We start from the raw sequence: 21098 nt of genomic DNA, 5'->3' as shown, positions 1-21098 counted from the left end.
CCCGGTCCTTAGGAATGGCTGTGCATCTTCTCGCCCGGCTCGTCACGATGGCCGGTGAGAAAGGCGATGCGCTTGATCAGTTCCGACACACCCTGGGCGGTGAGCAGGAAGAAGCCGATCGGGACCAGGATCTTCGCGGGCCAGCGGATCAGGCCGCCGGCGTCGCTCGACATTTCGCCGGTGACGAAGCTGTCCATGAACATCGGCCAGGACAGCACCATGATCAGGATCGTCATCGGGAACATGAAGACGATGATCCCGAAGATGTCGACCCAGGCCTGGACCCGCCGGGAAAAGCGGCCCAGCACGATGTCGATGCGGATATGTTCGTTGCGCAGGAAGGTATAACCTGCGCACAACAGGAAAACTCCGGCGAACAAATACCATTGCAGTTCCAGCCAGGCATTCGAACTGATGTTGAATGCATAGCGGATGACCGCATTGGCCGAGCTGACGATCACGGCGACCAGCACGAGCCAGTAGGCGAGCTTGCCGATGCCTTCGTTCACGGCATCGATGAGCCCGCTTAGTCTGAGCAGACCTCTCAAAGGAGAAACCTCCCTGTTGCGGGGGCGCGGCTTAAGCCGTCCCCTTTTGCTTTTGTTGCAGCCGCAAGGACGCGGCAGGTCGCAACCCTCTCTCGGTCGGAGGGTATACCAAAAGATTGGATTCGACGGGACTATTCCTTTCCCGCCCAAGCGCGGCAAGGGCTACGTTGGAGCTACGTAGAATCCCGTAGACGCTTGGCGCCGATCGCGACCTGCGAGCGCCGGCCGGGAGGCAGCGGCCGGTATGCCGGGGATCGGCGGTGCTCACGACGTCCATGGCCGGGCAGCGCCGATGCTCCGGGGTGCCGGAACATGCGCGTGCGGGACGAGGTCGGGCGAGTGCAGGGGGATATGGCGGAGTCACCGGAGAGGCGCCGGCAGGATGCGCCTGCCGCGACGCCTCTATTCCTCGTCGCCGCCGGGCGGGATCTCCGCAGGATGCCAGCCGTCCTCGCCCAGGCATTCCAGCGGGTGGAATTTCGCCTTGTAGGCCATCTTGCGGCTGTGGGCGATCCAGTAACCGAGATAGACATAGGGCATGCCGGCCAGCCGGGCCCGTTCGATCAGGCCCAGTATCATGAAGGTGCCAAGGCTGTGGCGGTCCTGGGCGGCATCATAGAAGCTGTAGACCGCCGAATAGCCGTCCGACAGCCGGTCGGTCAGCATGCAGCCGACCAGCTGGCCACGCTCGTCGCGCGCCTCCAGCAGATTGGTGTCCGCCCTGCCCTCGTCCACCATGGCGGCGAAATCGCCCATCGCCATGCGGGCCATGTCGGAGTCGCCGTGGCGGGAGTTCTGGTAGAGCGAGAACAGACGGTACTGCTCCGAGGTGGCATAGGCCGGCCGTTCCGCCAGGGTCAGGCCGGCGTTCAGCTTCAAGACCCGGCGCTGCGACCGGGTGGGGATGAAGTCTGCGACCGGAACGCGCACGGGCACGCAGGCTTGGCAATTGGGACAGACCGGGCGATAGACGATGTCGTGGCTGCGGCGGAAGCCGGCGCGCGACAGGGTGGAGTTCACCTCGGTCGCGTAGGGACCGATCAAGCGGGTGAACAGCTTGCGTTCCACCCGTCCCGGCAGATAGGGGCATGGCATCGGCCCCGACCGGAAGAATTGCTGCAATGGACGCTGCGGCGGCTGGATGACCGACATTCTGACCGACAACCACCACGACGGTGAGGAGGAGACGGAGGAGCACCGGGACCCCTCCGCCGGACCCGAGCTTACTGCGACTGGCTCTGAACCGCCAGAGGCGGCTGGACTCCGAAGAAGGCTTGGGCGATCTCCGTGGTGATGACGTTCAATTGCAGCTGGATCCAGTCGAGGTACTCGTGCAGGCCGTCGCGCAGCACCGCGTCGATCGGACGGGACAGCAGGGCGGCCAGCAATTCGTCAACCCGCTCCATCGCCGCCGCCCCGCCGCGCAGGTCGTAACGCGAGCGCATCCGGGTCAGCACCCCGTCGATCTGCCGCACGCACATCACCACCGAGCGCGGGAATCCTTCGTTGAACAGCATGAAGCCGGCGACGGTGGTCGGCGACATGCCGCGGGGATAGACGCGGCGGAAGGCATGATAGCCGGCGGTAGAGCGCAGGACCGTCGTCCACTGGCTGACGTCCAGGGTGGAGCCGACTTCCACCGGCGACGGCAGCAGCGTGTGGTACTTGATGTCGAGCAGGCGCGTGGTCTGGTCCGCCCGTTCGATATACTTGCCCATCTGGTAGAAATACCAGCCCTGGTCGCGGTAGAAGGTGCCCTCGGTGATGCCGGTGTGGGACTGGCACTCCTCCTTGATCCAGGTGCAGACCTTGGACAGGTTCTGCGTCGCCACGTCCTTGACCGACATCTCCAGCAGCTTGTTGTGGAACACGTTGATCTGCGTCCACATCTCCGTCGAGATCCAGGGGCGCAGCGTCCGCGCGTTCTCCCGCGCCATCCGCAGCATCGACAGCAGCGAATTGCGGTTCTGCGGATCGAACATGTAATAGTGGATCACCGCCTCGGCCGTCGGGCGGTCATGGCGGCTGAAGAAGTCCTTCTCGTCCGCGTTCAGCTGGACGACGGAAAACCAGTTGGTGGCCCCACGGGTGTCGCGCGCGAAGGTCTCGTGCACGTCCAGGATACGGGCCAGATTCTCGGCCCGCTCCATGTAGCGGGCCATCCAGAAAATGCACTCGGCATAACGGGACAGCAGGTTCATGCCGCACCACCTTCCAGAACCCAGGTGTCCTTGGAGCCGCCGCCCTGGGACGAATTGACGATCAGCGTGCCTTTCTTCAGCGCCACGCGCGACAGACCGCCGGGTAGGACCCAGCTGCTCTTGCCGGTGATGGCGAAGGGTCGCAGATCGACGTGGCGCGGCTCGATGGCCTCGTCGCAGACGGTCGGGCAGACCGACAGGTCGACCACCGGCTGGCTGATGTAGTTGGACGGATCGGCCAGCAGCTTGGCCCGGCAATCCTCCAGCTCGGCCTTGCTGGCACGCGGGCCGATGGTGATGCCGTAGCCGCCGGCTTCGCCGACCGGCTTCACCACCAGGTCGGCCAGATTGTCCAGCGTGTATTGCAGGGCGTCCGGCTCGCGGCAGATGCGGGTATCGACGTTGGGGATGATCGGATCCTGGTCCATGTAGTATTTGATCATCCGCGGGACATAGCAGTAGACCGCCTTGTCGTCGGCCACGCCGGTGCCGATGGCATTGGCCAGCGCGACATTGCCCTTGCGGTAGGCCTCCAGGATGCCGGGCACGCCCAGCAGGCTGTCGGGGTTGAAGGCCTTGGGATCGAGGAAAGCGTCGTCCAGGCGGCGGTAGATCGAGTGGACCGGGGCCAGGCCGTTGGTCGTCTTCATATAGACGCGGTCGTTGTCGACGACGAGGTCGCGCCCCTCCACCAGCGGCACGCCCATCTCGCGTGCCAGGAAGATATGCTCGAAATAGGCGGAGTTGTAGGTGCCCGGCGACAGCAGAACCACCTGCGGGTCGTCGACCCCGGCGGGCGCGATCTCCACCATGGCGTCCAGCAGCTTGTGGCCGTAATTGTCCACCGGCCGGATGCCGATGTCCTGCATCAGGTCGGGGAAGACCCGCTGCATCATGTGGCGGTTTTCCACGACGTAGGAAACGCCGGACGGGACGCGGCCGTTGTCCTCCAGCACCCGGAAGGTGCCATGGCGGTCCCGCACCAGATCGGTGCCCATGATGTGGATGTAGGTGTTGAAGGGAACGTCCAGCCCGATCATCTGCGGGCGGAAGTTATGGTTCCCCTCCACCAGATCCCGCGGGATCACCCCGTCCTTCAGGATCTTCTGGTCGTGATAGATGTCGTGCAGGAACAGGTTCAGCGCGGCGACCCGCTGCTTGACCCCCCTCTCCAGATGCGCCCATTCCGGCGCGGAGATCACCCGCGGGATGACGTCGAACGGCAGGATGCGGTCGACGGCGTCCTTGTCGGAATAGACGATGAAGGTGATGCCGAGATTGTAGAGCTCCCGCTCCGCGTCCTGCGCCCGGCGGCGCAGCTCGTCGAAATCGAGTGCGGCCAGCCTTTGGCGAATGAGCGCCGTGTGTTCGGCCGGCAAATCCATGGCCCCGAACAACTCGTCGAAGTAGAGGCCGGGATTATAGGATGACAAAAGGTCGGACGGTTTGCCCTCGGGTACGCTCACAGACTCCCCCGCGCTTGTATCTGACCGATCATCGCGGGCCGGGCGGCATCGCCCCGGCCATGTCGCATTGTGCGGGAAGTATGACGCATCGCTGCGCGCTTTGAACAGGGCAAACGCGTGCACCTTTGTGCGATGCGATGACAAAGCAAGAATTCGGACGCCGTTGCTTTCGGAAATTAGTGCCAAAGTATCGATGGCGAAGACGAATTATCGTGCTTTGGTCGTGGCAGGTGCCGTGCCGGGAGCGCCGCCGCCGCTGGATTGACCGCCCGCCGCGGGAGCCGCCTGGGTTTCCCGCAGCAGGAGCATGGTGATGCGCCGGTTGCGCGGGCTGTTGGGCTGGTCGGCGACCAGGGGGTCGCGGTCGGCCTTGCCGACGACATCCTGGATTCGCGCCGGGTCGATGCCGCCGGCCAGCAGGGCGCGGCGCGTGGCGTTGGCCCGCTCGGTCGACAGATCCCAGTTGTCGCGCCCGGACCCCGCGGGGAAGGGCGAGGAGTCGGTATGTCCGCTGATCGACAGCTTGTTGGGCAGCTTGGACAGCGCCTTCGCCACCTGCTGCACCAGCTGGCGGGTCTGCGGATACATCTGGCCGGAGCCGCCGGGGAACATCGACACGCGGTCCTGGTCGACGATCTGGATGCGCAGCCCCTCCGGCGTCTGGTCGATCATCAGGTTCTGGGCCAGCGGCTCCAGCTCCGGCACCGACTGGATGGCCTGGCGGATCTCGGTGGCGGCCTGCTGGAACTGGCGCGCCTCCTTGGCGGCGCCCTGCAGGCTCTCCGTCGCCTCCTTCACCCGATCGCCGAAATCGGACAGCTTCTCTCCGGGCTTCTGGCCGGGAATCCCCAGCTGCTTGGCGAGTTCCTCCATCCGCTTCTGGAACTCGGCGCGGGTCTCGCTCGGCTTCTGGTCGGCGACGTCGGGTGCGGAGCCGTTGGCCGCGGCGTTGCTGCCCGACTTTCCGGGACCGGTTCCCTGGCCGGGGCCGGTGGTGGCCTCGGTCGGATCGTCGGCATCTTCGCTCTGCTGGGACGAGTAGCCGGGCGGACCCGACACCGGCACGTCGGCCGACATCGGAGAGCTGGGGGAGACCTGTGCGCCCGGCACCGTGATGGTCTTGCCGCCCAGCATGCCGCCGGAGCCCGATTGCTCGCGGCTGACCGAGACGGGCGAGAAATAGTCGGCGATGCCCTTGCGCTGGTCCGATGTGGTGACGTTCAGCAGCCACAGCAGGAGGAAGAAGGCCATCATCGCGGTCACGAAGTCGGCATAGGCCACCTTCCACGCGCCACCATGGTGGCCGCCGTGCCCGCCCTTCTTCTTCTTGATGATGATCGGCCGCTCGTTGCCGCCGGAATTCCCGCTCATGCCCTGGCCGTGGCGAATGGTTCGCGGCCCGAAGGCCGATTTTCGCGCGCGGCGCCGCGGTGAAAGCGGCGGCCGTCTGCCGCGCCAAAACCCTGACCGGCTTTGATTAAGATCCGTTTAACGACGTTGTCCGGGACGGAGATGCGGCTTGCACCGGCTGGCATGCTGGATTAATTCCCGGTATTTCCTACCTTCTGTGTCACCTTCACCGCCACCGGAGGCTGATCGCCCCCCTGTCCAGCACCTCTTCCCCGGTTCCCTGCCCTGCTCCTCCCCCCGGCCCACCCCACAGGACGTCATGATCACCGACCAGCCGATCGATCCGCTTGCATTCCGCTCCGCCCTCGGCTGCTTCGCGACCGGGATCGCCGTCATCACGACCATCGCGCCCGACGGGCTGCCGCTGGGCGTCACGGTGAATTCCTTCTCTTCGGTGTCGCTCGATCCGCCTCTGGTGCAGTTCTGCCTGGGCCGTGCCGCGATGTCGTATGAGGCGTTCAACCTCGCGCCGCATTTCGCGGTGAACATCCTGGCCGCCGACCAGGAGGATTTGTCCAACCGCTTCTCCCGCCGCGACCTGCAGGAACGCTGGACCGGGCTGGAGACCACAGTCGGCCGCGGCGGCGTCCGCCTGCTGAACGGCTGCCTCGCCACGCTGGAATGCGACCGCCAGCATCTGTTGGACGGCGGCGACCACGTCATCGTGCTCGGGCGAGTCCGCAAGCTGACGTCCCGCGACGGCGGCGATCCGCTGCTGTATTTCCGCGGCCGCTACGCCCGTCTGGGCTGAGCGCGGCGAAGACCCGAGCGCAAGGGGGAGTTCACCCCGCCGCCCGGTGAAGGTCGCGGCCGGTCAGGTGGATGTTGGCGTCGGGGTCGAGCGCCCGGGCCATGATGCGTTGCTCGGTCGCCCGTTCGAACAGGGGGCGGTTCATGCAGACCTGCTGAACCGCCTCGTCCGGCTTCGGCGTGTGGCCGACGATGCCCTGCAGGGTGCGGCGGGTGACGAAGACACGGCCCTGATACTCCCCGACCTGCACCGCGAATTCCACGGCGTCGGCCTCCTCGTTCCAGAAGGGGTCGTCGGGAAACAGGAAGATGGGCATCGGGTCCTCGTCGGAACAATCACTTCAGGACATAGGTGATATCATAGCCGCTGCGTTTGAAGCGCGTCTTCAGCAGCGTGCCGTCCGCCGCATACCAAAGGTCGCGCTCCACATCGCCCTCGATGCGGTGGTGGGCCGCCTCCTGCGCCTTGCCGCCGGCCTCGACCGTCTCCGTTCCGACCTTCCGCGCCGCCACCTTGTAGGGGGCGGCGTCGATCACCGACAGCAGTTCGCGGTGCTTCAGCACGTCCGGCGTCCACAGGGTCAGCGGCAGTGCGCCGGCCGGCGCCTTCTGGGCCTTGCCATCCACCGTCAGGCGGTATCCGCCGTCGTCACGCATCATCTCGATCTTGTGCGGGGTGCCGTCGTCATCGGTGGTGGCGGTCATCGAATCGAGCACGCCGCCCGTCCACAGCTCCTCCCGCTTATGGTCGTAGCGGAAGTTGATGAACAGCACCTTCACCCGCGTGGTGGCGGTGACGGTGACCTTGGTGCGGTCGCCCTGCGGCTCGATCTTCACCTGCTCGCTGCCGATGGGATCCTCTCCCATCAGGATCCGGTAGGACAGCGTCCGGCCACCAGCGCCCTGCGCGGCGGCGGCGCCCGGCAGGCCGGTCAGCAGCGCGCCCGTCACCAGGGCTGCCATCAGGGGCTTCGTCAGGGCAACGGACAGGGTGGCGCAGTTGGTGCGCATCTCGGTCATGTGGGTTTCCTCCCGGTTGGCGATCGTCGGCGGCTCTTCCGGCCGCTCAATCGTCCAGCAGCTGCGCCAGCTTCATCGCGACCCCCATGGAGCCTTCGACCTTCAGCTTGCCCATGGTGAAGGCCAGCATCGGGTTCAACTTGCCGTTGATCAGCTTCTGCAGGTTTTCCGGCGTGATGCGGATGGTGCAGTCGGCCTCCGCATCCTCGCGGCTGATGCTGATGGGGTTGGCACGGCCGTCGACCCGGATCACCTCGCCCTCCTTGCCCAGCAGGAAGCGGACGGAGGCGTTGAGCGAACGCAGGTCGCCGCTGCGGCTGCGCAGTTCCTGCAAAATGTCGTCGACCATGAAAGCATGCCCTCAGGATTGTTCGTAGGACCGGCTTGACAGTAGGCGTGCATTACGTTTACGTCAACGTCATAACGAAAGCGTTTTAGGCGCCCGCCGTTTCCGATGCCGGCTGCCGGGCGATCCGGAACACGCCACCGCCAAGGGGAGCGAACCATGCCCGAGCCGCTTGCGCAGAGCGCCAATCCGCCCTTAGCCGTGAACGGCGCCGATGCCGGGACCGATCATCCCTGGCTCGTGCATTATCCCGAGGGGATCGCCTGGGACCAGCATTTCGCGCCGATGCCGCTGCACATGCTGTTCGAAGATGCGGCGGGCCGCTACGCCGACCGTCCCTGCCTGGATTTCCTGGGCCGCCGCTACAGCTATGCCGAGGTTCTCGACCTGGTGAACCGCGCCGCCCGCGGCTTCCAGGACATGGGGGTCGGGCCGGGGGTGCGGGTGGGGCTGTGCCTGCCCAACTGTCCGACCTACGTCATCTCCTATTTCGCGGTGCTGAAGGCCGGCGGCACCGTCGTCAACTACAACCCGCTCTATGTCGAGCGCGAATTGGAACACCAGATCACCGACTCGCAGACCGAGATCATGGTGACGCTGGATCTCAAGCAGATCTACCCGCGCGTCGCGGCGATGCTGGCGCGCACGCCGATGAAGCGGATCGTCGTCTGCCGCATGGCGACCATCCTGCCGGCAATGAAGAAGGCGCTGTTCAGCGTGCTGAAGCGCGGCGAGCTTGCCGCGGTACCGCGCGACGACCGCCATGTCGACTTCTCCAGCCTGCTGTCCAATGACGGGACGCTGCGCCCGGTGCGCATCGACGGGCTGCGCGACATCGCCGTCCTGCAATACACCGGCGGCACCACCGGGGTGCCGAAAGGCGCCATGCTGACCCACCACAACCTGCTGTCCAACGCCCGGCAGGTGCAGGCCTGGTTCCCCGAGGTGGCGCTGGGCCGGGAGCGCATGCTCGCCGTGCTGCCCTTCTTCCATGTCTTCGCCATGACCGTGGTGCTGAACATGGGGCTGGCCTGCGGGGCGGAGCTGGTCATGCTGCCGCGTTTCGAGACGGAGCAGGTGCTGAAGACCATCGCCAGACGCAAGCCGACCCTGGTCCCCGGCGTGCCCACCATGTACAAGGCGCTGCTGGGCCACCCGCAGGTCGCCCGCTACGCGATGACCTCGATCCGCTACTGCATCTCCGGCGGCGCGCCGCTGCCGACGGAATTGAAGCGCCGGTTCGAGACGGCGACCGGCTGCGTCCTGATCGAAGGCTACGGCCTGTCGGAAGCCTCCCCCGTCTGTGCCGCCAACCCTTTGAAGGGCATCAACAAGGAGGGCTCCATCGGCCTGCCGCTGCCCGGAATCGCCATCGAGATCCGCGACCTGGAGGATCCGACCCGCAGGCTCGGCATCGGCGAGAAGGGGCAGGTGGCGATTGCCGGCCCCAACATCATGGCTGGCTATTGGGGCCGGGCGGAGGAAAGCGACCGCACCGTGGTCGACGGCTTCCTGTTGACCGGCGATGTCGGGACGATGGACGAGGACGGCTACGTCTTCCTGCTCGACCGGCTGAAGGATCTCATCATCTGCAGCGGCTACAACGTCTATCCGCGCATGATCGAGGAGGCGATCTACCAGCATCCCGACGTGGTCGCCGCCTGCGTCATCGGACTGCCCGACGATTACCGCGGCCAGACGCCGAAGGCTTTCGTGCAACTGAAGCCGGGCGCCGACCTGACGGCCGAGGCGCTGCGCGACTTCCTGAGCGACAAGATCTCCCGCATCGAGATGCCGACGGCCATCGAATTCCGCGAGGAACTGCCGAAGACCGCGGTCGGAAAATTGTCGAAGAAGGAGCTGATGGCCGAGGCGCAGCAAGCTCTAACCAAGGAAGGATGACCCGCAGTCACCGCATTGACCCAGACGTAAAGGGAAGCCTTATCACGCCACGGCAGCTGTGCTACCAAACGGCAGGCGCATTGTGCCGAACGCAAACAAAAGGTCTTCCCGGGGATGGAACAGCTCTACACGGTCAACCAGCTTGCGGAGGAACTGGGCATCACGCCGCGGGCTCTGCGTTTCTACGAGGTCAAGGGGCTGCTGGCGCCCAACCGTGTCGGCAACAACCGGGTCTACACCAAGCGCGACCGCGCCCGGCTGAAGCTGATCCTGCGCGGCAAGCGGCTGGGCTTCTCGCTGGCGGAAATCCGTGAATATCTCGACCTCTACAACATCAACGGCGGGGTCGAGCAGCAAAGGAACCTGCTGAAGCGGGTGCAGAAGCGGCTGAAGGACCTCGCCCAGCAGCGCGAGGACCTGGAGGCGACCGTGCAGGAGCTGCGCGAGATCGAAGAGCAGGTCAACAACACCCTGATGGAGTTGAAGACCGCCGCGAAGGACGGCTGACCGGTCGAGCACCCTCGGCGCCGGTCGGCCCCACGGGAGATCGGAGCATGATGGGACCGGGACGGCCACAAGCGACCCGCAATGTCGTCAGGACGGATAGCGGAATGGGGGAGCGGGCATGAACCTGATCTTCCGCCTGCTGGCGGTCGTCGCCGCCGCCATTCTCGCCGCGCTGCGCGGCCGCCGGGCCGGCTTGCTGGAGCCGTCGGCGCTGCGTTTCCGGGTCTGGCCGACCGACCTGGACATCAACTTCCACATGACGAACGCACGCTATTTCAGCGTGATGGATCTCGGCCGCACCGACCTGACGATCCGCGTCGGGCTGGGACCGGCGATCCTGCGCAACCGCTGGCAGCCGGTGCTGGGTGGGGCGACCATCCGCTACCGCCGCTCGCTGCGGCCGTTCCAGCGCTTCACCTTGGTCAGCCGCGTGCTGTGCTGGGACGACAAATACATCTTCATCGAACACCGCATGGAAACGCGGGGCGGGCTGGCGGCGCTGGCCGTCGTCCAGGGCGCCTTCGTCGGCGCCAAGGGCGTCGTCGCCCCAGCCGACGTGCTGGCGGCACTCGGCTCCACCGCCGCTTCCCCGCCGATCCCCGATGCGGTCGCCGCCTTGCGTGGACAAACCCTGTCCGCCCTTGCCTGAACCCATAAGAACACCATCCGAGAGGAGAAACGCCGCCATGAAGGTGCTGGTCCCCGTCAAGCGAGTGGTCGACTACAACGTGAAGATCCGCGTCAAGGCGGATGGCAGCGGCGTCGAGACCGCCAACGTGAAGATGAGCATGAATCCCTTCGACGAGATCGCCGTCGAAGAAGCCGTGCGCCTCAAGGAAGCCGGCAAGGCGACCGAGATCGTCGTGGTCTCCGTCGGCCCGGCCCAAGCCCAGGAGACCCTGCGCACCGCGCTCGCCATGGGGGCCGACCGCGCCATCCTGGTGCAGGCCGAGGGGACGACCGAGCCGCTCGCCGTCGCCAAGGTTCTCAAGGCGCTGGTCGAGAAAGAGGCCCCCGGCCTCGTCATTCTCGGCAAGCAGGCGATCGACGACGACTGCAACCAGACCGGCCAGATGCTGGCGGCCCTGCTCGGCTGGGGCCAGGGCACCTTCGCCTCGAAACTCGTCGCCGGCGACGGCAAGGCCGCCGTCACCCGCGAGATCGACGGCGGGCTGGAGACGGTGGAGCTGACGCTGCCGGCGGTGGTCACCGCCGACCTGCGCCTCAACGAGCCGCGCTATGCCTCGCTGCCCAACATCATGAAGGCGAAGAAGAAGCCGCTGGAGACCGTCACGCCCGATGCGCTCGGCGTCGACGTGACGCCGCGGCTGAAGACGCTGAAGGTGACGGAGCCGCCGCAGCGTCAGGCCGGCATCAAGGTGCCGGACGTCGCCACGCTGGTGGACAAGCTCAAGACCGAAGCGCGCGTGATCTGAGGGGATGATCTGACCATGGCCAACATTCTCGTCATCGCCGACCACGACGGCACCTCGCTGAAGCCCGCCACCCTGAACGCCGTCACCGCCGCTTCCAAGATCGCCAGCGGAATTGGGGGCGATGTTCACATCCTGGTCGCTGGCAAGGGCGCGCAAGCCGCCGCCGAGGCCGCCTCCAAGGTGGCGGGCGTCGCCAAGGTGCTGCTGGCCGACGATGCCGCTTACGAGCACCAGTTGCCGGAGGACGTCGCCCCGCTGGTGGTATCGACCGTCAAGGGCGGTGGCTACGGCCATGTCCTGGCCGGCGCCACCTCGGTCGGCAAGAACCTCCTGCCGCGCGTCGCGGCGCTGCTGGACGTCGCCGCCATCTCCGACATCACCGCGGTGCAGTCGGCCGACACCTTCGAGCGGCCGATCTACGCCGGCAACGCCATCGCCACCGTGCAGTCGTCCGACGCGGTGAAGGTCGTCACCGTCCGCACCACCGCCTTCGAGACCGCCGCCGCCGAAGGTGGTTCGGCATCAGTCGAGCAGGTCGCGGGCGCCGGTGCCGCCGGGCTGTCGAGCTTCGTCTCGGCCGAGCTGACCAAGTCGGAGCGTCCGGAACTGACCGCCGCCCGCGTGGTGGTGTCGGGCGGGCGCGGCATGCAGTCGGGCGAGAACTTCCCGCTGCTGGAGGCGCTGGCCGACAAGCTGGGCGCCGCGGTGGGCGCCAGCCGCGCCGCCGTGGACGCGGGGTTCGTGCCGAACGATTACCAGGTCGGACAGACCGGCAAGATCGTGGCGCCGGAGCTGTACATCGCCGTCGGCATCTCAGGCGCGATCCAGCACCTCGCCGGCATGAAGGACAGCAAGGTCATCGTCGCGATCAACAAGGACGAGGAAGCGCCCATCTTCCAGGTCGCCGATTACGGCCTCGTCGCCGACCTGTTCAAGGCCGTGCCGGAACTGCAGCAGGCGCTGTGACCACAAGGCCGGGCTCTCCACAACGGAGCCCGGCCGCTTCACCCTTGCCGCGGCCGGCCGGCTGCTCTATCGCTGGCGGCACGGCAACCCGACAGCGGCAGGACGTCATGAGCATCGACGGCATCACCGGACTGGACCATCTGGTCATCGCGACCCGCGATCTGGACGCGGCGCGAGACTCCTACGCCCGGCTCGGCTTCACCGTGACGCCGCGCGGCCACCACACCCAGTTGAAGTCGGCCAACCACACGATCCTCTTCCCGACCGGCACCTATCTGGAGCTGCTGGGCATCGAGGAACAGCGACCGGCCAACGCCCATTACGCTGACTTCCTGCGCCAGCGCGAGGGCATCGCCGCCATCGCGCTGAAGACCCCGGACGCCCGCGCTGCCGCCGGGACGCTGGCCGCCGCCGGCTTTCCGGTGTCGGAGTCCGTCGATTTCGGCCGCCCGGTGGCGTTGCCGGAGGGGACCCGCGACGCCAGCTTCACCATCACCCAGATCGACCCGGCAGCCATCCCGGCCGGCCGCGTCTTCCTGTGCCAGCACCATACGCCCGATCTGGTCTGGCGCCCGGACCAAATGGAACATGCCAACGGTGCCATCGGGCTGGAGGCGCTGGTGATCGCCGCCGCCGATCCCGATGCGGTCGCCGCGACCTATGCCAAGCTGCTCGGCGGCACCGTCATCGACCGCGGCGCCGCCCGCATGGTGGAGCCGGGACGGACCGGCGACGGACAGGTCCCGGTTCTGGTCGCCACGCCGGACCGGCTGCAATGGGCCTGGACCGACGACCCGGCCTTCACCACCGCCCTGCCCTTCTTCGCCGGCTTCGTGGTGCGCGTCGCCGACCCGGTGAAGACCCAGCAGGCGCTCCAGAAAAGCAAGTTCCCGACCGTTGTCGGCGGCGGCGTGATGCGGGTCGGATCGGCCAGCGCCGGCGGCGCCATGATCGCCTTCGCGCAGGAGTTCGACCTCAATGATCTGATCCCTTGACTCCGGCTGCCCGAAGCCGCGAGACCGGATAGGATGAACTTCCATCAATTCGCGACGATTTGCGCCGAATTGGGCATAGTTGCCGCTGAATTGCTTGTGTAGTGTCCGCCGACAGTTGCGCCCGCGAACGGGTGCCGGCTGTGGAGACGCACATGACGACGGCGGGGGAGACGCGAGGAGTGGCGGGAACTCCGGAGCGGGAGCGCGGTCCCGAACCCGCTTCTTCCACCCCGCTCACGTTGCCTTCGCTGTTCGACGCCCTGCCCGTCCCTGCCCTGATGTGCGACGCGGAGGGGAGGCTGCACGGCAATCGCTGCCTGCTCGACCGCTACGGCGGCGCCGAAGCCTTTCCGGCCGACCTCGCCGACAGCTCCCCCGGGGCCGAGCGGGAGATCTCGGTGCCATCCGCGTTGGGCGAGCCCCGCGACCTGCTGGTCCGTGTCGGCGGTCCGCCCTGGATCGCGACGGTGGAGGATCTGACCGACCAGCGACGCACCGCCCGCGGGCTTGAACTGGCGACCGAGAAGATGGAGGAGGCCTATCGCACCGCCAGGCTCGGTTATTGGGAATACGGCATCCGGTCCGGCGAGCTGGTGCTGAACGACGCCGGACTGGCCGTGATCGGCCACCACCGCGACCGCTTGGCCAACGGCTTCGACGACCTGCTGGGGATCCTGCATCCGGACGACCGGTCGCGTTTCGGCACCATGCTGGAGAGCGTGGTCGACAACCCTCAGCGCATCTATGTCGAATACCGCGTCCACGACGAAGGCGGGCACATCCGTTACGTTTCCTCCTCCTGCGCGCCACGGATGGATGCGCAGGGGCGGCTGACCCATCTGTTCGGCGTGATGATGGACAGCACCGAACGGGCGGAGGCTGCGGCCCAGTTGGAGGCTGCCAAGCAACGCTTGGAGGAGGCATACCGCACCGGTCATCTCGGGTACTGGGAATACGGCATCCACAGCGGCTCCCTGATCTGGAACCGCGAAGCCTTCGGCATCTACGGCCGGGATCCGGAAGGGTTCCAGCCAACCTTCGACAATCTGCTGGACATCCTGCATCCCGACGATCGCCTGTCCTTCGGCAACATGCTGGAAAGCGTGATCGGCAATTCCCGGCGCGTCTATGTCGAATACCGGGTGATCGATCCGGCGGGGGAGATCCGCTACGTTTCCTCTTCCTGTGCGCCGCGTTTCGATCTGGAGGGGCGGCTGACCCACTTGTTCGGCGTCATGCTCGACACCACAGAGCGGGCGCGCGCCGCCGACGCCCTGCGCACCGCCAAGGACCGTGTGGAGCAAGCCTATCGGGAGCTGCAGTCGGCCCAGGAGAGCCTGGTCCAGACGGAGAAGATGGCCTCGCTCGGCCAGCTCGTCGCCGGCGTGGCGCATGAGGTGAACGGGCCGGTCGGCGTGGCTCTGACCACCGCCTCCCATCTGCTGAGCCGCGCCGAGGACGTGAAGCGCCAGTTCGCCGCCAATGCGTTGACCCGCTCCGCCCTGGCGGGATTCCTGGAGGTGGCGCAGGAGGCGGGGCAACTGCTGGTCGGCAACACCGAGCGCATCGCCGCCCTGGTCCACATGTTCAAGCAGGTGGCGGCCGACCAGACCGGCGACGAACGCCGCACCTTCTACCTCCGCGAGTATACCGAGGATGTGCTGCTGAGCCTGCATACGCAGATCGGCTCGTCCGGCCATCGGGTGGAACTGGCCTGCCTGGAGGCGCTGCAACTGGAAAGCTTCCCCGGCGCTTTCGCCCGCATCCTGACCCATCTGGTGCGCAATTCGCTGACTCATGCCTTCCGGCCCGAACAGAACGGCCGCATCACCATCGACATCCACGCCGACGGCGACGACTGGATCGAGGTGGTGCATGGCGACGACGGCCAGGGTGTCCTGGAAGCCGACCTGCCGCGCATCTTCGATCCCTTCTTCACCACCGCGCGCCATGCCGGCTGCGTCGGGCTGGGGCTGCACATCGCCTACAATCTGGCGACCCAGACGCTTGGCGGCCAGCTGGGCGTTCGCAACAGCCCCGGCCGGGGTGCCATATTCACCCTGCGCCTGCCACGGCAGGCGCCGGATCTCGGCTGACTCCGGCCCGGCGGGCCACGCTCATGCGACCGTCTGACGATCGCGCAGCAACGGCTCCAACGATTCGGCCACCGCACGGCGCAGGTCGGCGGCAACGACCGGCTTATGCATGACGCGGAAATTGCCGGCTTCCGCCTCCTGCGCGCGGGCCGGGGCCGTGTCGCCGGTAACCAGGATACCGGGCAGGATGCGGCCCAGCGCCAAGCGGACCTCGCGGATCGCCTCCGTCCCGGTGCGACCGTCGCGCAGACGGTAATCGGCGACGATCAGGTCTGGAACTGGCCCGCGATTGGCGAGGTCGAGCGCCTCGGCACAGGATTCGGCCGACAATACGGTATAGCCCCACTCCGCCAGCATAACGCGCAGCCCCTCGCGCACGATCATGTCGTCCTCGATCACCAGCACCGTGGTGGCGAAGGCCGGACGGAACGCGAGCGGCACGGGAAGCGGCTTGGCCGCCGGCGGGTCGGCGACCGGCAGTTCCACCGTGAAGACCGAGCCTTCGGCGGGGATCGACCGCACGGTCACCCGATGGTCCAGCATGGCCGACAGCCGCCGCACCACCGCCAGACCGAGCCCAAGGCCCTGGTCGCGGTTGCGGTTGGCGTTGCCGACCTGCACGAACTCCTCGAAGATGTCCTCCTGCTGGTCGGCCGGAATGCCGATGCCGGTATCCCATACCTCGATCCGCAGCGTCCCGCCGCGTCGGCGGCAGCCGATGAGGATGCGCCCCTTGTCGGTGTAGCGCAGCGCATTCTCCACCAGATTCTGCAGGATGCGGCCCAGCAGCATCGGATCGCTGCGCACATGGGCGCTGCACGGCACGATGTGCAGGATCAGACCCTTCTGGACGGCGACGGAACGGCTGTTGGCGGCGACGCGGTCCATCACCTCGGACAGCGGGAACACCTCCACCTCCGGCACCACCGCGCCCGCTTCCAGCCGGGAGACGTCGAGCAGCCCATCCAGCAGCATCTTCAAGGCGCCGAGCGCCCGTTCCATGGTGCCCAGGACATTGCGGGTCATGCCGTCGCCGACCCGGTTGGTCAGCACCTCCATGAGCAGCATCAGCGACTGTACCGGCTGGCGCAGGTCGTGGCTGGCCGCGGCCAGGAATTTCGACTTGGCGACATTGGCGCGATCGGCCTCTCGCCGGGCTTCGGCCAGCTCTCCCTGGACGCGCTTGTGCTCCGAAATGTCGCGGACGGTGGCGATCAGGCTCACCAGACGGTTGTCGTGGTCGCGCACCGGCGAGGCGCTCAACTCCAGGCAGCGGGCGCCCTTCGGGCCATCCGGCCCGCCTTCCGCCAATTCATGCGCCACCGGGCCGGGGCGGGTCAGTTCCACCCGTGCATCCCGACCGACGACGATGGCGTCGCGCAATGGCTGCAGGGCTGCGCGGTCGTTCGTCGCCCGCTCCAGCGCGGTCAATGCGCCGGCGCCCATCAGGGCGGACATCGGCGCGCCCAGCAGCCGCTCCAGCGCAGGATTGACGTAAACGATGGGCATGCCCGGCTGGGTCGCATCGGCGATCATGATGCCGTCGTTGCTCCAGGCCAGCGCCCTGTTGCGCACCCGCAGCGCCCGGTCGGTGTGGCGGCGCCATTGCAGCTCGACGATGAAGGCGATGACGAACAGCAGGATCACCACCGTGGTGGCGACCGCCCAGCCGATGTAGAGGCGGGCATTGTCACGCCAGGGGCCGAACACCGTCTCCACCGATTCGCCGACGACGGCGATCGCCGGATAGTCGGGCGCCGACCGGAAGGCGGTGATCCGCTCCACCCCGTCGACCGGGCTGATCATGCGGATATGGCCGATGGGATGCCGCTTGATCGCCTGCCAAAGCTCGGTATCGGCGGGGCTGCGGCCCGATCCCGAACTCATCCCTCCGCTGCGGGCGATGATGACGCCGTCGGAACGCAGCAGGGCGGCGGCACCGTCCGGCGGCAGGCCGAGCACACGGTAATAGCGGGCGAAGGATTCGACCGGGATGTCGGCGATGGCGATCCCGGCGAAGGTGCCGTCGGCATTCTCCAGCCGGCGCGAGGCCGGGATCAGCAGATCCTGCGTCTCCGACGAGGCATAGGGGACGCCGACGACCAGCCCGCGCGGCGCGGTATCGCGGGCGACGCGGAACTCGTCGCGGTCGGTGATGGACCCTTGGAAGGTGACGCGGCCCCCGCCCATGATCAGCAGACCGGACGGGTCGTAGACGCGGACGCCCACGACCAGCCCTTCCTCGAAGGCACGGCGGGATTCAAGGCGCATGCTGCGGTTGCGCTCGGTGTTGGCGATCAGGTCCAGCAGCAGGTCGTCGACCCGCCGGAAGGTGGAGACCGCATGCTCCTCCACCAGACGGGCGACGACGGCCGTCTTCTCATGCGCCGTCAGATCGAGCAGCCGCTCTTCCCGATGCAGGCGGTCGAGCAGGATCCACCACAGGGCGGCGATGGCGAGGGCAACCGCCAGAGCGGGCAGGGCCAGCCGTCCGCCGAAACCGGAAAAAAGCCAGAGCGCCCGCTTCACGTATACCCCGAACGCTGTAAATCGTCCGCCGGCCGCGGCCACCGGCAAAGGACGGATGGAGGCGGCCGGCGGACGCAAGCATGCCGCAACGCCGATGCCGAAGCAACGCCGTTACCGGCAAGGTGGCAACGCCGGATATTTGCTCCACCCATGCAGACCGCCGGCAACCGCACCGCATCCAATGCGTTCCGCCCCAGGCCGTATCGACCGTGCCGAAAAGCCAGCTTTGCCGCGCCTGCACAAGCCGGCTATATCGCGGCGATGAACTTCGCACGCGCCATCGCCACCGTCGGCGGCCTGACCCTGCTGAGCCGGCTGGCCGGCTTCGCACGCGACATCCTGACCGCGGCGGTACTGGGCGCCGGCCCGGTCGCCGACGCCTTTTTCGTCGCGCTGAAGCTGCCGAACCTGTTCCGCCGGCTGTTCGCGGAAGGCGCCTTCGGCGTCGCCTTCGTCCCGCTCTTCGCCGCCGAACTGCAGACCCGCGGACGGGCCGCGGCGATCCGCTTCGCGGAAGAGGCGTTGGCGATGCTGCTGGCGATGCTGCTGCCTTTCACGCTGGCTGCCGTCGTCGCGATGCCCTGGCTGATGCACGGTCTCGCCCCCGGCTTCTCCGACGAACCGGCGAAGTTCGCCCTGGCGGTGGATATGGCCCGGCTGACCTTTCCCTATCTGGCGCTGATCTCGCTGGTCGCGCTGCTGGGCGGAGTGCTGAACGCGCTCGACCGTTTCGGCCCCTTCGCCGCCGCCCCCATCGCCTTCAACCTGACGCTGGTCGCCGCCCTGCTGATCGCCCCGCGGCTGGGCTTGGAACCCGGTACCGCCATGGCGGCGGCGGTCACGTTGTCGGGCGTCGTGCAGGTCGTCTGGATGGCCTGGGCCTGCCGCAGGGCCGGGGTGGTGCTCCGGCTGCGTCCGCCGCGGATGACAGAGGGGATGAGGCGGCTTTTTCGGCTGGTCGGGCCCGGGGCGATCGGGGCCGGGGTCATGCAGATCAACCTGTTCCTGAACATCGTGCTGGCCTCGCTGCTGCCGTCGGGTGCCGTGTCCTTCCTCTATTATGCCGACCGGCTGAACCAGATGCCGCTGGGCATCATCGGCATCGCCATCGGCACGGCGCTGCTGCCGGTGCTGGCCCGCCACGTCGCCGCCGGGGACGAGCGGATGGTCCGCCATTACCTGAGCCGCGCCCTGGAGTTCAGCCTTCTGCTGGGATTGCCGGCGGCGGTCGCGCTCGGCATGGCGGGAGGGCCCATCGTCGCCGTCCTGTTCCAGCGCGGCGCCTTCGGCCCGGAGCAGGCGCACGCCACCGCGATGGCTCTCGCCGCCTATGCCGTCGGCATCCCGGCCTATGTGATCGTGAAATCGCTGAACGCCGCCTTCTTCGCCCGCCATGACACGGTGACGCCGGTGCGCGTCGCCGTCGTCGTGACGGTGGCGACCGCCCTGCTGGCACTGCTGCTGATGCCCTGGCTGGGCCATGTCGGCATCGCGCTCGCAACCGGCCTGACAGCCTGGCTTGACGTCGGACTGCTGATCGCGGCGATGCGCAGACGCCGCCTGTTCGACCTCGACGACCGGGTGAAGCACCGCGCGCCCCGCATCGCGGTGGCAGCGATGGGCATGGGAGCGGCGCTCCTGGCGGGCGAGCGTGTGCTGGCACCCTGGCTGAACGCCCCCTCCACCGCGATACGGTTCGCCGCACTGGCGATGCTGGTGGCCGGCGGTGCCGCGGCCTTCGGTGCGCTGGCGGCGGCGCTGGGTGGGGCGAAACTGGGGGATGTGAAAGGAATGCTGTCGAAAACGGCGCAACCCGGCGAAGGGTCGGCCGGCTGAACGCTTGGACATCGGAAGCGGCGCCACTTCCGAGCCTTGCTGATTGCCGAAGATTTTTTCCGCTTATTTCAGCGGCAAGTAGACGTCGGTCAGCAGATCATGGTCGGGCGTTTCTCCGATGAAGTTCAGATAGTGGAAATAGACCGGGAAATCACGAAGCTCCTCACCGCTTTCCGGCAGCCATCGGCCGTACAGATACCTCACGACCTCGCCGATCTGCTCGTGCGCTCCCCGGTGCCTGGCCAGTGCGCAGCGTCCGCCGGGGATGAGCTTCTTCACCACCCCTTGCGGATTTTCGGGCACCTCGCCATCGACCTCCCCGCAGATGTCGAACCGGAAGTCGGCCGGTTCGGTGGTTTCCGGATTGTCGAAGGCAATGCCGAAGGTCCGGCACCGCTCGCGCGGCGACAGCCCGCTGGTCTTGCGCCAGTCGATGAAGATGCGAACCGAATCATTCACGCCTTCGATCGGCCCGCGATGCGCATAGACGGCCACCTGGACCGGTGAGAATTCGACGATCGAAACATCCATGGTCCTGATCCTTTTTGTTTTGATATGACGATAGCGGTCGTGCCACTGCCGCCATTCCGGAGTCTTCCGGAATTCGGACGGGGCTTGGCCGAACGCCTTCCTGAAGGCACGGGAGAAGGATTCCGGCGTCTCGAAGCCGGCATCGAGAGCGATGTCGATGACCTTGTCGGCCGGATAGAAGGCCAGCCGGAACGACGCCCGCTTCAACCGGGCAAGCTGGATGTATTTTCCGACGCTGACCTCGAAATGAGCCGAGAAAAGACGATGGAAATGGAATTTCGAAAGACAGGCGACATCGCTCAACCTGTCGAGCGACAGGTCGCCCTCCAGATTCTGGTCGATGTAGTCGAACAGCCGGGAAAACCTCCCGTCATACTCTTGCCTGCTCATCGTCTGTCCGGCCTGCACGGTTGATGGAGGGAACCATAAGCCGGGGGTCTGGCTGTCGTCCTGACCCATCTTGCTGACTAGCGGTCGATATTTCGGCTCGGAAGAACGGATGGATTTGGAAGAACAGAATGCGGTGCTCGCCCTCTTGACGGCGGTCATAGGCAGTCGT

At 66.9% G+C, this 21098-nt stretch carries 19 protein-coding genes; 9 read left to right on the top strand and 10 right to left on the bottom strand.

The window, feature by feature from the left end:
• Positions 1–8 precede the first annotated feature (8 nt).
• The 5 genes from JHL17_RS29785 to JHL17_RS29765 all read right to left on the bottom strand — a co-directional run bounded on the left by JHL17_RS29785 (position 9) and on the right by JHL17_RS29765 (position 5586).
• On the bottom strand, positions 9–548 hold the full coding sequence (locus JHL17_RS29785; RefSeq protein WP_200198233.1) for a TRAP transporter small permease subunit: 540 nt from the start codon (positions 546–548) through the stop codon (positions 9–11).
• Positions 549–950: 402 nt separating this feature from the next.
• Complete coding sequence (locus JHL17_RS29780) at positions 951–1700, bottom strand: arginyltransferase (protein ID WP_200198232.1); 750 nt, start codon at positions 1698–1700, stop codon at positions 951–953.
• 71 nt (positions 1701–1771) lie between these two features.
• A complete protein-coding gene (locus JHL17_RS29775) occupies positions 1772–2749 on the bottom strand; it encodes an alpha-E domain-containing protein (RefSeq protein WP_200198231.1) in 978 nt (325 codons plus the stop codon).
• The gene (locus JHL17_RS29770; protein WP_247893890.1) at positions 2746–4134 is read right to left on the bottom strand and encodes a circularly permuted type 2 ATP-grasp protein; all 1389 of its coding nucleotides are present in this window, start codon (positions 4132–4134) and stop codon (positions 2746–2748) included. Before JHL17_RS29770 ends, JHL17_RS29775 begins: the two co-directional genes overlap by 4 nt.
• A 288-nt stretch (positions 4135–4422) precedes the next feature.
• A complete protein-coding gene (locus JHL17_RS29765; protein ID WP_200198229.1) occupies positions 4423–5586 on the bottom strand; it encodes a flagellar motor protein MotB in 1164 nt (387 codons plus the stop codon).
• 298 nt (positions 5587–5884) lie between these two features.
• Here JHL17_RS29765 and JHL17_RS29760 point away from each other — a divergent pair, with 298 nt between their 5' ends.
• A complete protein-coding gene (locus JHL17_RS29760; RefSeq protein WP_200198228.1) occupies positions 5885–6376 on the top strand; it encodes a flavin reductase family protein in 492 nt (163 codons plus the stop codon).
• Between the two features lie 31 nt (positions 6377–6407).
• Here JHL17_RS29760 and JHL17_RS29755 read toward each other — a convergent pair whose 3' ends face one another.
• The 3 genes from JHL17_RS29755 to JHL17_RS29745 are packed head-to-tail and all read right to left on the bottom strand — an operon-like array spanning position 6408 to position 7744.
• Positions 6408–6692: a DUF1488 family protein gene (locus tag JHL17_RS29755; RefSeq protein ID WP_042702619.1), complete on the bottom strand. Its 285-nt coding sequence runs from the start codon at positions 6690–6692 to the stop codon at positions 6408–6410.
• Positions 6693–6711: 19 nt separating this feature from the next.
• On the bottom strand, positions 6712–7395 hold the full coding sequence (locus JHL17_RS29750) for a DUF6134 family protein (RefSeq protein WP_200198227.1): 684 nt from the start codon (positions 7393–7395) through the stop codon (positions 6712–6714).
• A 46-nt stretch (positions 7396–7441) separates the two neighbouring features.
• Positions 7442–7744 carry an SCP2 sterol-binding domain-containing protein gene (locus tag JHL17_RS29745; protein WP_200198226.1) on the bottom strand — a complete coding sequence of 101 codons (303 nt, stop codon included), beginning with the start codon at positions 7742–7744 and terminating at the stop codon, positions 7442–7444.
• 156 nt (positions 7745–7900) lie between these two features.
• On the opposite strand from JHL17_RS29745, the gene JHL17_RS29740 reads away from it, so the two are divergent.
• The 7 genes from JHL17_RS29740 (at position 7901) to JHL17_RS29710 (ending at position 15643) form a co-directional block, all read left to right on the top strand.
• Positions 7901–9643 carry a long-chain-fatty-acid--CoA ligase gene (locus JHL17_RS29740; protein WP_200198225.1) on the top strand — a complete coding sequence of 581 codons (1743 nt, stop codon included), beginning with the start codon at positions 7901–7903 and terminating at the stop codon, positions 9641–9643.
• 114 nt (positions 9644–9757) lie between these two features.
• Complete coding sequence (locus JHL17_RS29735) at positions 9758–10150, top strand: MerR family transcriptional regulator (protein ID WP_200198224.1); 393 nt, start codon at positions 9758–9760, stop codon at positions 10148–10150.
• A gap of 118 nt (positions 10151–10268) precedes the next feature.
• Positions 10269–10799, top strand: a complete 531-nt coding sequence (locus tag JHL17_RS29730) for a thioesterase family protein (RefSeq protein ID WP_200198223.1) — start codon at positions 10269–10271, stop codon at positions 10797–10799.
• A gap of 37 nt (positions 10800–10836) precedes the next feature.
• Positions 10837–11586 (top strand): electron transfer flavoprotein subunit beta/FixA family protein, encoded by a 750-nt coding sequence (locus JHL17_RS29725; protein ID WP_200198222.1) that lies wholly within the window; start codon positions 10837–10839, stop codon positions 11584–11586.
• Positions 11587–11601: 15 nt separating this feature from the next.
• Positions 11602–12552: an electron transfer flavoprotein subunit alpha/FixB family protein gene (locus tag JHL17_RS29720; protein ID WP_200198221.1), complete on the top strand. Its 951-nt coding sequence runs from the start codon at positions 11602–11604 to the stop codon at positions 12550–12552.
• Between the two features lie 107 nt (positions 12553–12659).
• Positions 12660–13547 (top strand): VOC family protein, encoded by an 888-nt coding sequence (locus JHL17_RS29715; protein ID WP_200198220.1) that lies wholly within the window; start codon positions 12660–12662, stop codon positions 13545–13547.
• 152 nt (positions 13548–13699) lie between these two features.
• Positions 13700–15643 carry a PAS domain-containing sensor histidine kinase gene (locus JHL17_RS29710; protein ID WP_282189376.1) on the top strand — a complete coding sequence of 648 codons (1944 nt, stop codon included), beginning with the start codon at positions 13700–13702 and terminating at the stop codon, positions 15641–15643.
• A 21-nt stretch (positions 15644–15664) separates the two neighbouring features.
• On the opposite strand, the gene JHL17_RS29705 is transcribed toward JHL17_RS29710, so the two are convergent.
• Complete coding sequence (locus tag JHL17_RS29705) at positions 15665–18172, bottom strand: hybrid sensor histidine kinase/response regulator (protein ID WP_345773903.1); 2508 nt, start codon at positions 18170–18172, stop codon at positions 15665–15667.
• Positions 18173–18433: 261 nt separating this feature from the next.
• On the opposite strand from JHL17_RS29705, the gene murJ reads away from it, so the two are divergent.
• Entirely contained in the window at positions 18434–20008 is a 1575-nt protein-coding gene (gene murJ, locus JHL17_RS29700) for a murein biosynthesis integral membrane protein MurJ (protein ID WP_200198219.1), read from the top strand.
• Positions 20009–20071: 63 nt separating this feature from the next.
• Here the strand turns inward: murJ and JHL17_RS29695 are convergent, their stop codons facing one another.
• Positions 20072–21088 carry an AraC family transcriptional regulator gene (locus JHL17_RS29695; RefSeq protein ID WP_247893889.1) on the bottom strand — a complete coding sequence of 339 codons (1017 nt, stop codon included), beginning with the start codon at positions 21086–21088 and terminating at the stop codon, positions 20072–20074.
• Positions 21089–21098 lie beyond the last annotated feature (10 nt).

This window comes from Azospirillum endophyticum (genome assembly GCF_016595245.1).
Classification (GTDB): Bacteria; Pseudomonadota; Alphaproteobacteria; order Azospirillales; family Azospirillaceae; genus Azospirillum; species Azospirillum endophyticum.
This window is presented reverse-complemented; position numbering and strand designations above follow the sequence as displayed.

Coding starts and splice junctions, on each gene's coding strand:
- JHL17_RS29775 (WP_200198231.1), bottom strand. CDS start 2,749: ATGAACCTGCTGTCCCGTTATGCCGAGTGCATTTTCTGGATGGCCCGC.
- JHL17_RS29765 (WP_200198229.1), bottom strand. CDS start 5,586: ATGAGCGGGAATTCCGGCGGCAACGAGCGGCCGATCATCATCAAGAAG.
- JHL17_RS29725 (WP_200198222.1), top strand. CDS start 10,837: ATGAAGGTGCTGGTCCCCGTCAAGCGAGTGGTCGACTACAACGTGAAG.
- JHL17_RS29755 (WP_042702619.1), bottom strand. CDS start 6,692: ATGCCCATCTTCCTGTTTCCCGACGACCCCTTCTGGAACGAGGAGGCC.
- JHL17_RS29710 (WP_282189376.1), top strand. CDS start 13,700: ATGACGACGGCGGGGGAGACGCGAGGAGTGGCGGGAACTCCGGAGCGG.
- JHL17_RS29730 (WP_200198223.1), top strand. CDS start 10,269: ATGAACCTGATCTTCCGCCTGCTGGCGGTCGTCGCCGCCGCCATTCTC.
- JHL17_RS29770 (WP_247893890.1), bottom strand. CDS start 4,134: ATGGATTTGCCGGCCGAACACACGGCGCTCATTCGCCAAAGGCTGGCC.
- JHL17_RS29745 (WP_200198226.1), bottom strand. CDS start 7,744: ATGGTCGACGACATTTTGCAGGAACTGCGCAGCCGCAGCGGCGACCTG.
- JHL17_RS29780 (WP_200198232.1), bottom strand. CDS start 1,700: ATGTCGGTCATCCAGCCGCCGCAGCGTCCATTGCAGCAATTCTTCCGG.
- JHL17_RS29695 (WP_247893889.1), bottom strand. CDS start 21,088: ATGACCGCCGTCAAGAGGGCGAGCACCGCATTCTGTTCTTCCAAATCC.
- JHL17_RS29735 (WP_200198224.1), top strand. CDS start 9,758: ATGGAACAGCTCTACACGGTCAACCAGCTTGCGGAGGAACTGGGCATC.
- JHL17_RS29720 (WP_200198221.1), top strand. CDS start 11,602: ATGGCCAACATTCTCGTCATCGCCGACCACGACGGCACCTCGCTGAAG.
- JHL17_RS29760 (WP_200198228.1), top strand. CDS start 5,885: ATGATCACCGACCAGCCGATCGATCCGCTTGCATTCCGCTCCGCCCTC.
- JHL17_RS29740 (WP_200198225.1), top strand. CDS start 7,901: ATGCCCGAGCCGCTTGCGCAGAGCGCCAATCCGCCCTTAGCCGTGAAC.
- JHL17_RS29750 (WP_200198227.1), bottom strand. CDS start 7,395: ATGACCGAGATGCGCACCAACTGCGCCACCCTGTCCGTTGCCCTGACG.
- murJ (WP_200198219.1), top strand. CDS start 18,434: ATGAACTTCGCACGCGCCATCGCCACCGTCGGCGGCCTGACCCTGCTG.
- JHL17_RS29715 (WP_200198220.1), top strand. CDS start 12,660: ATGAGCATCGACGGCATCACCGGACTGGACCATCTGGTCATCGCGACC.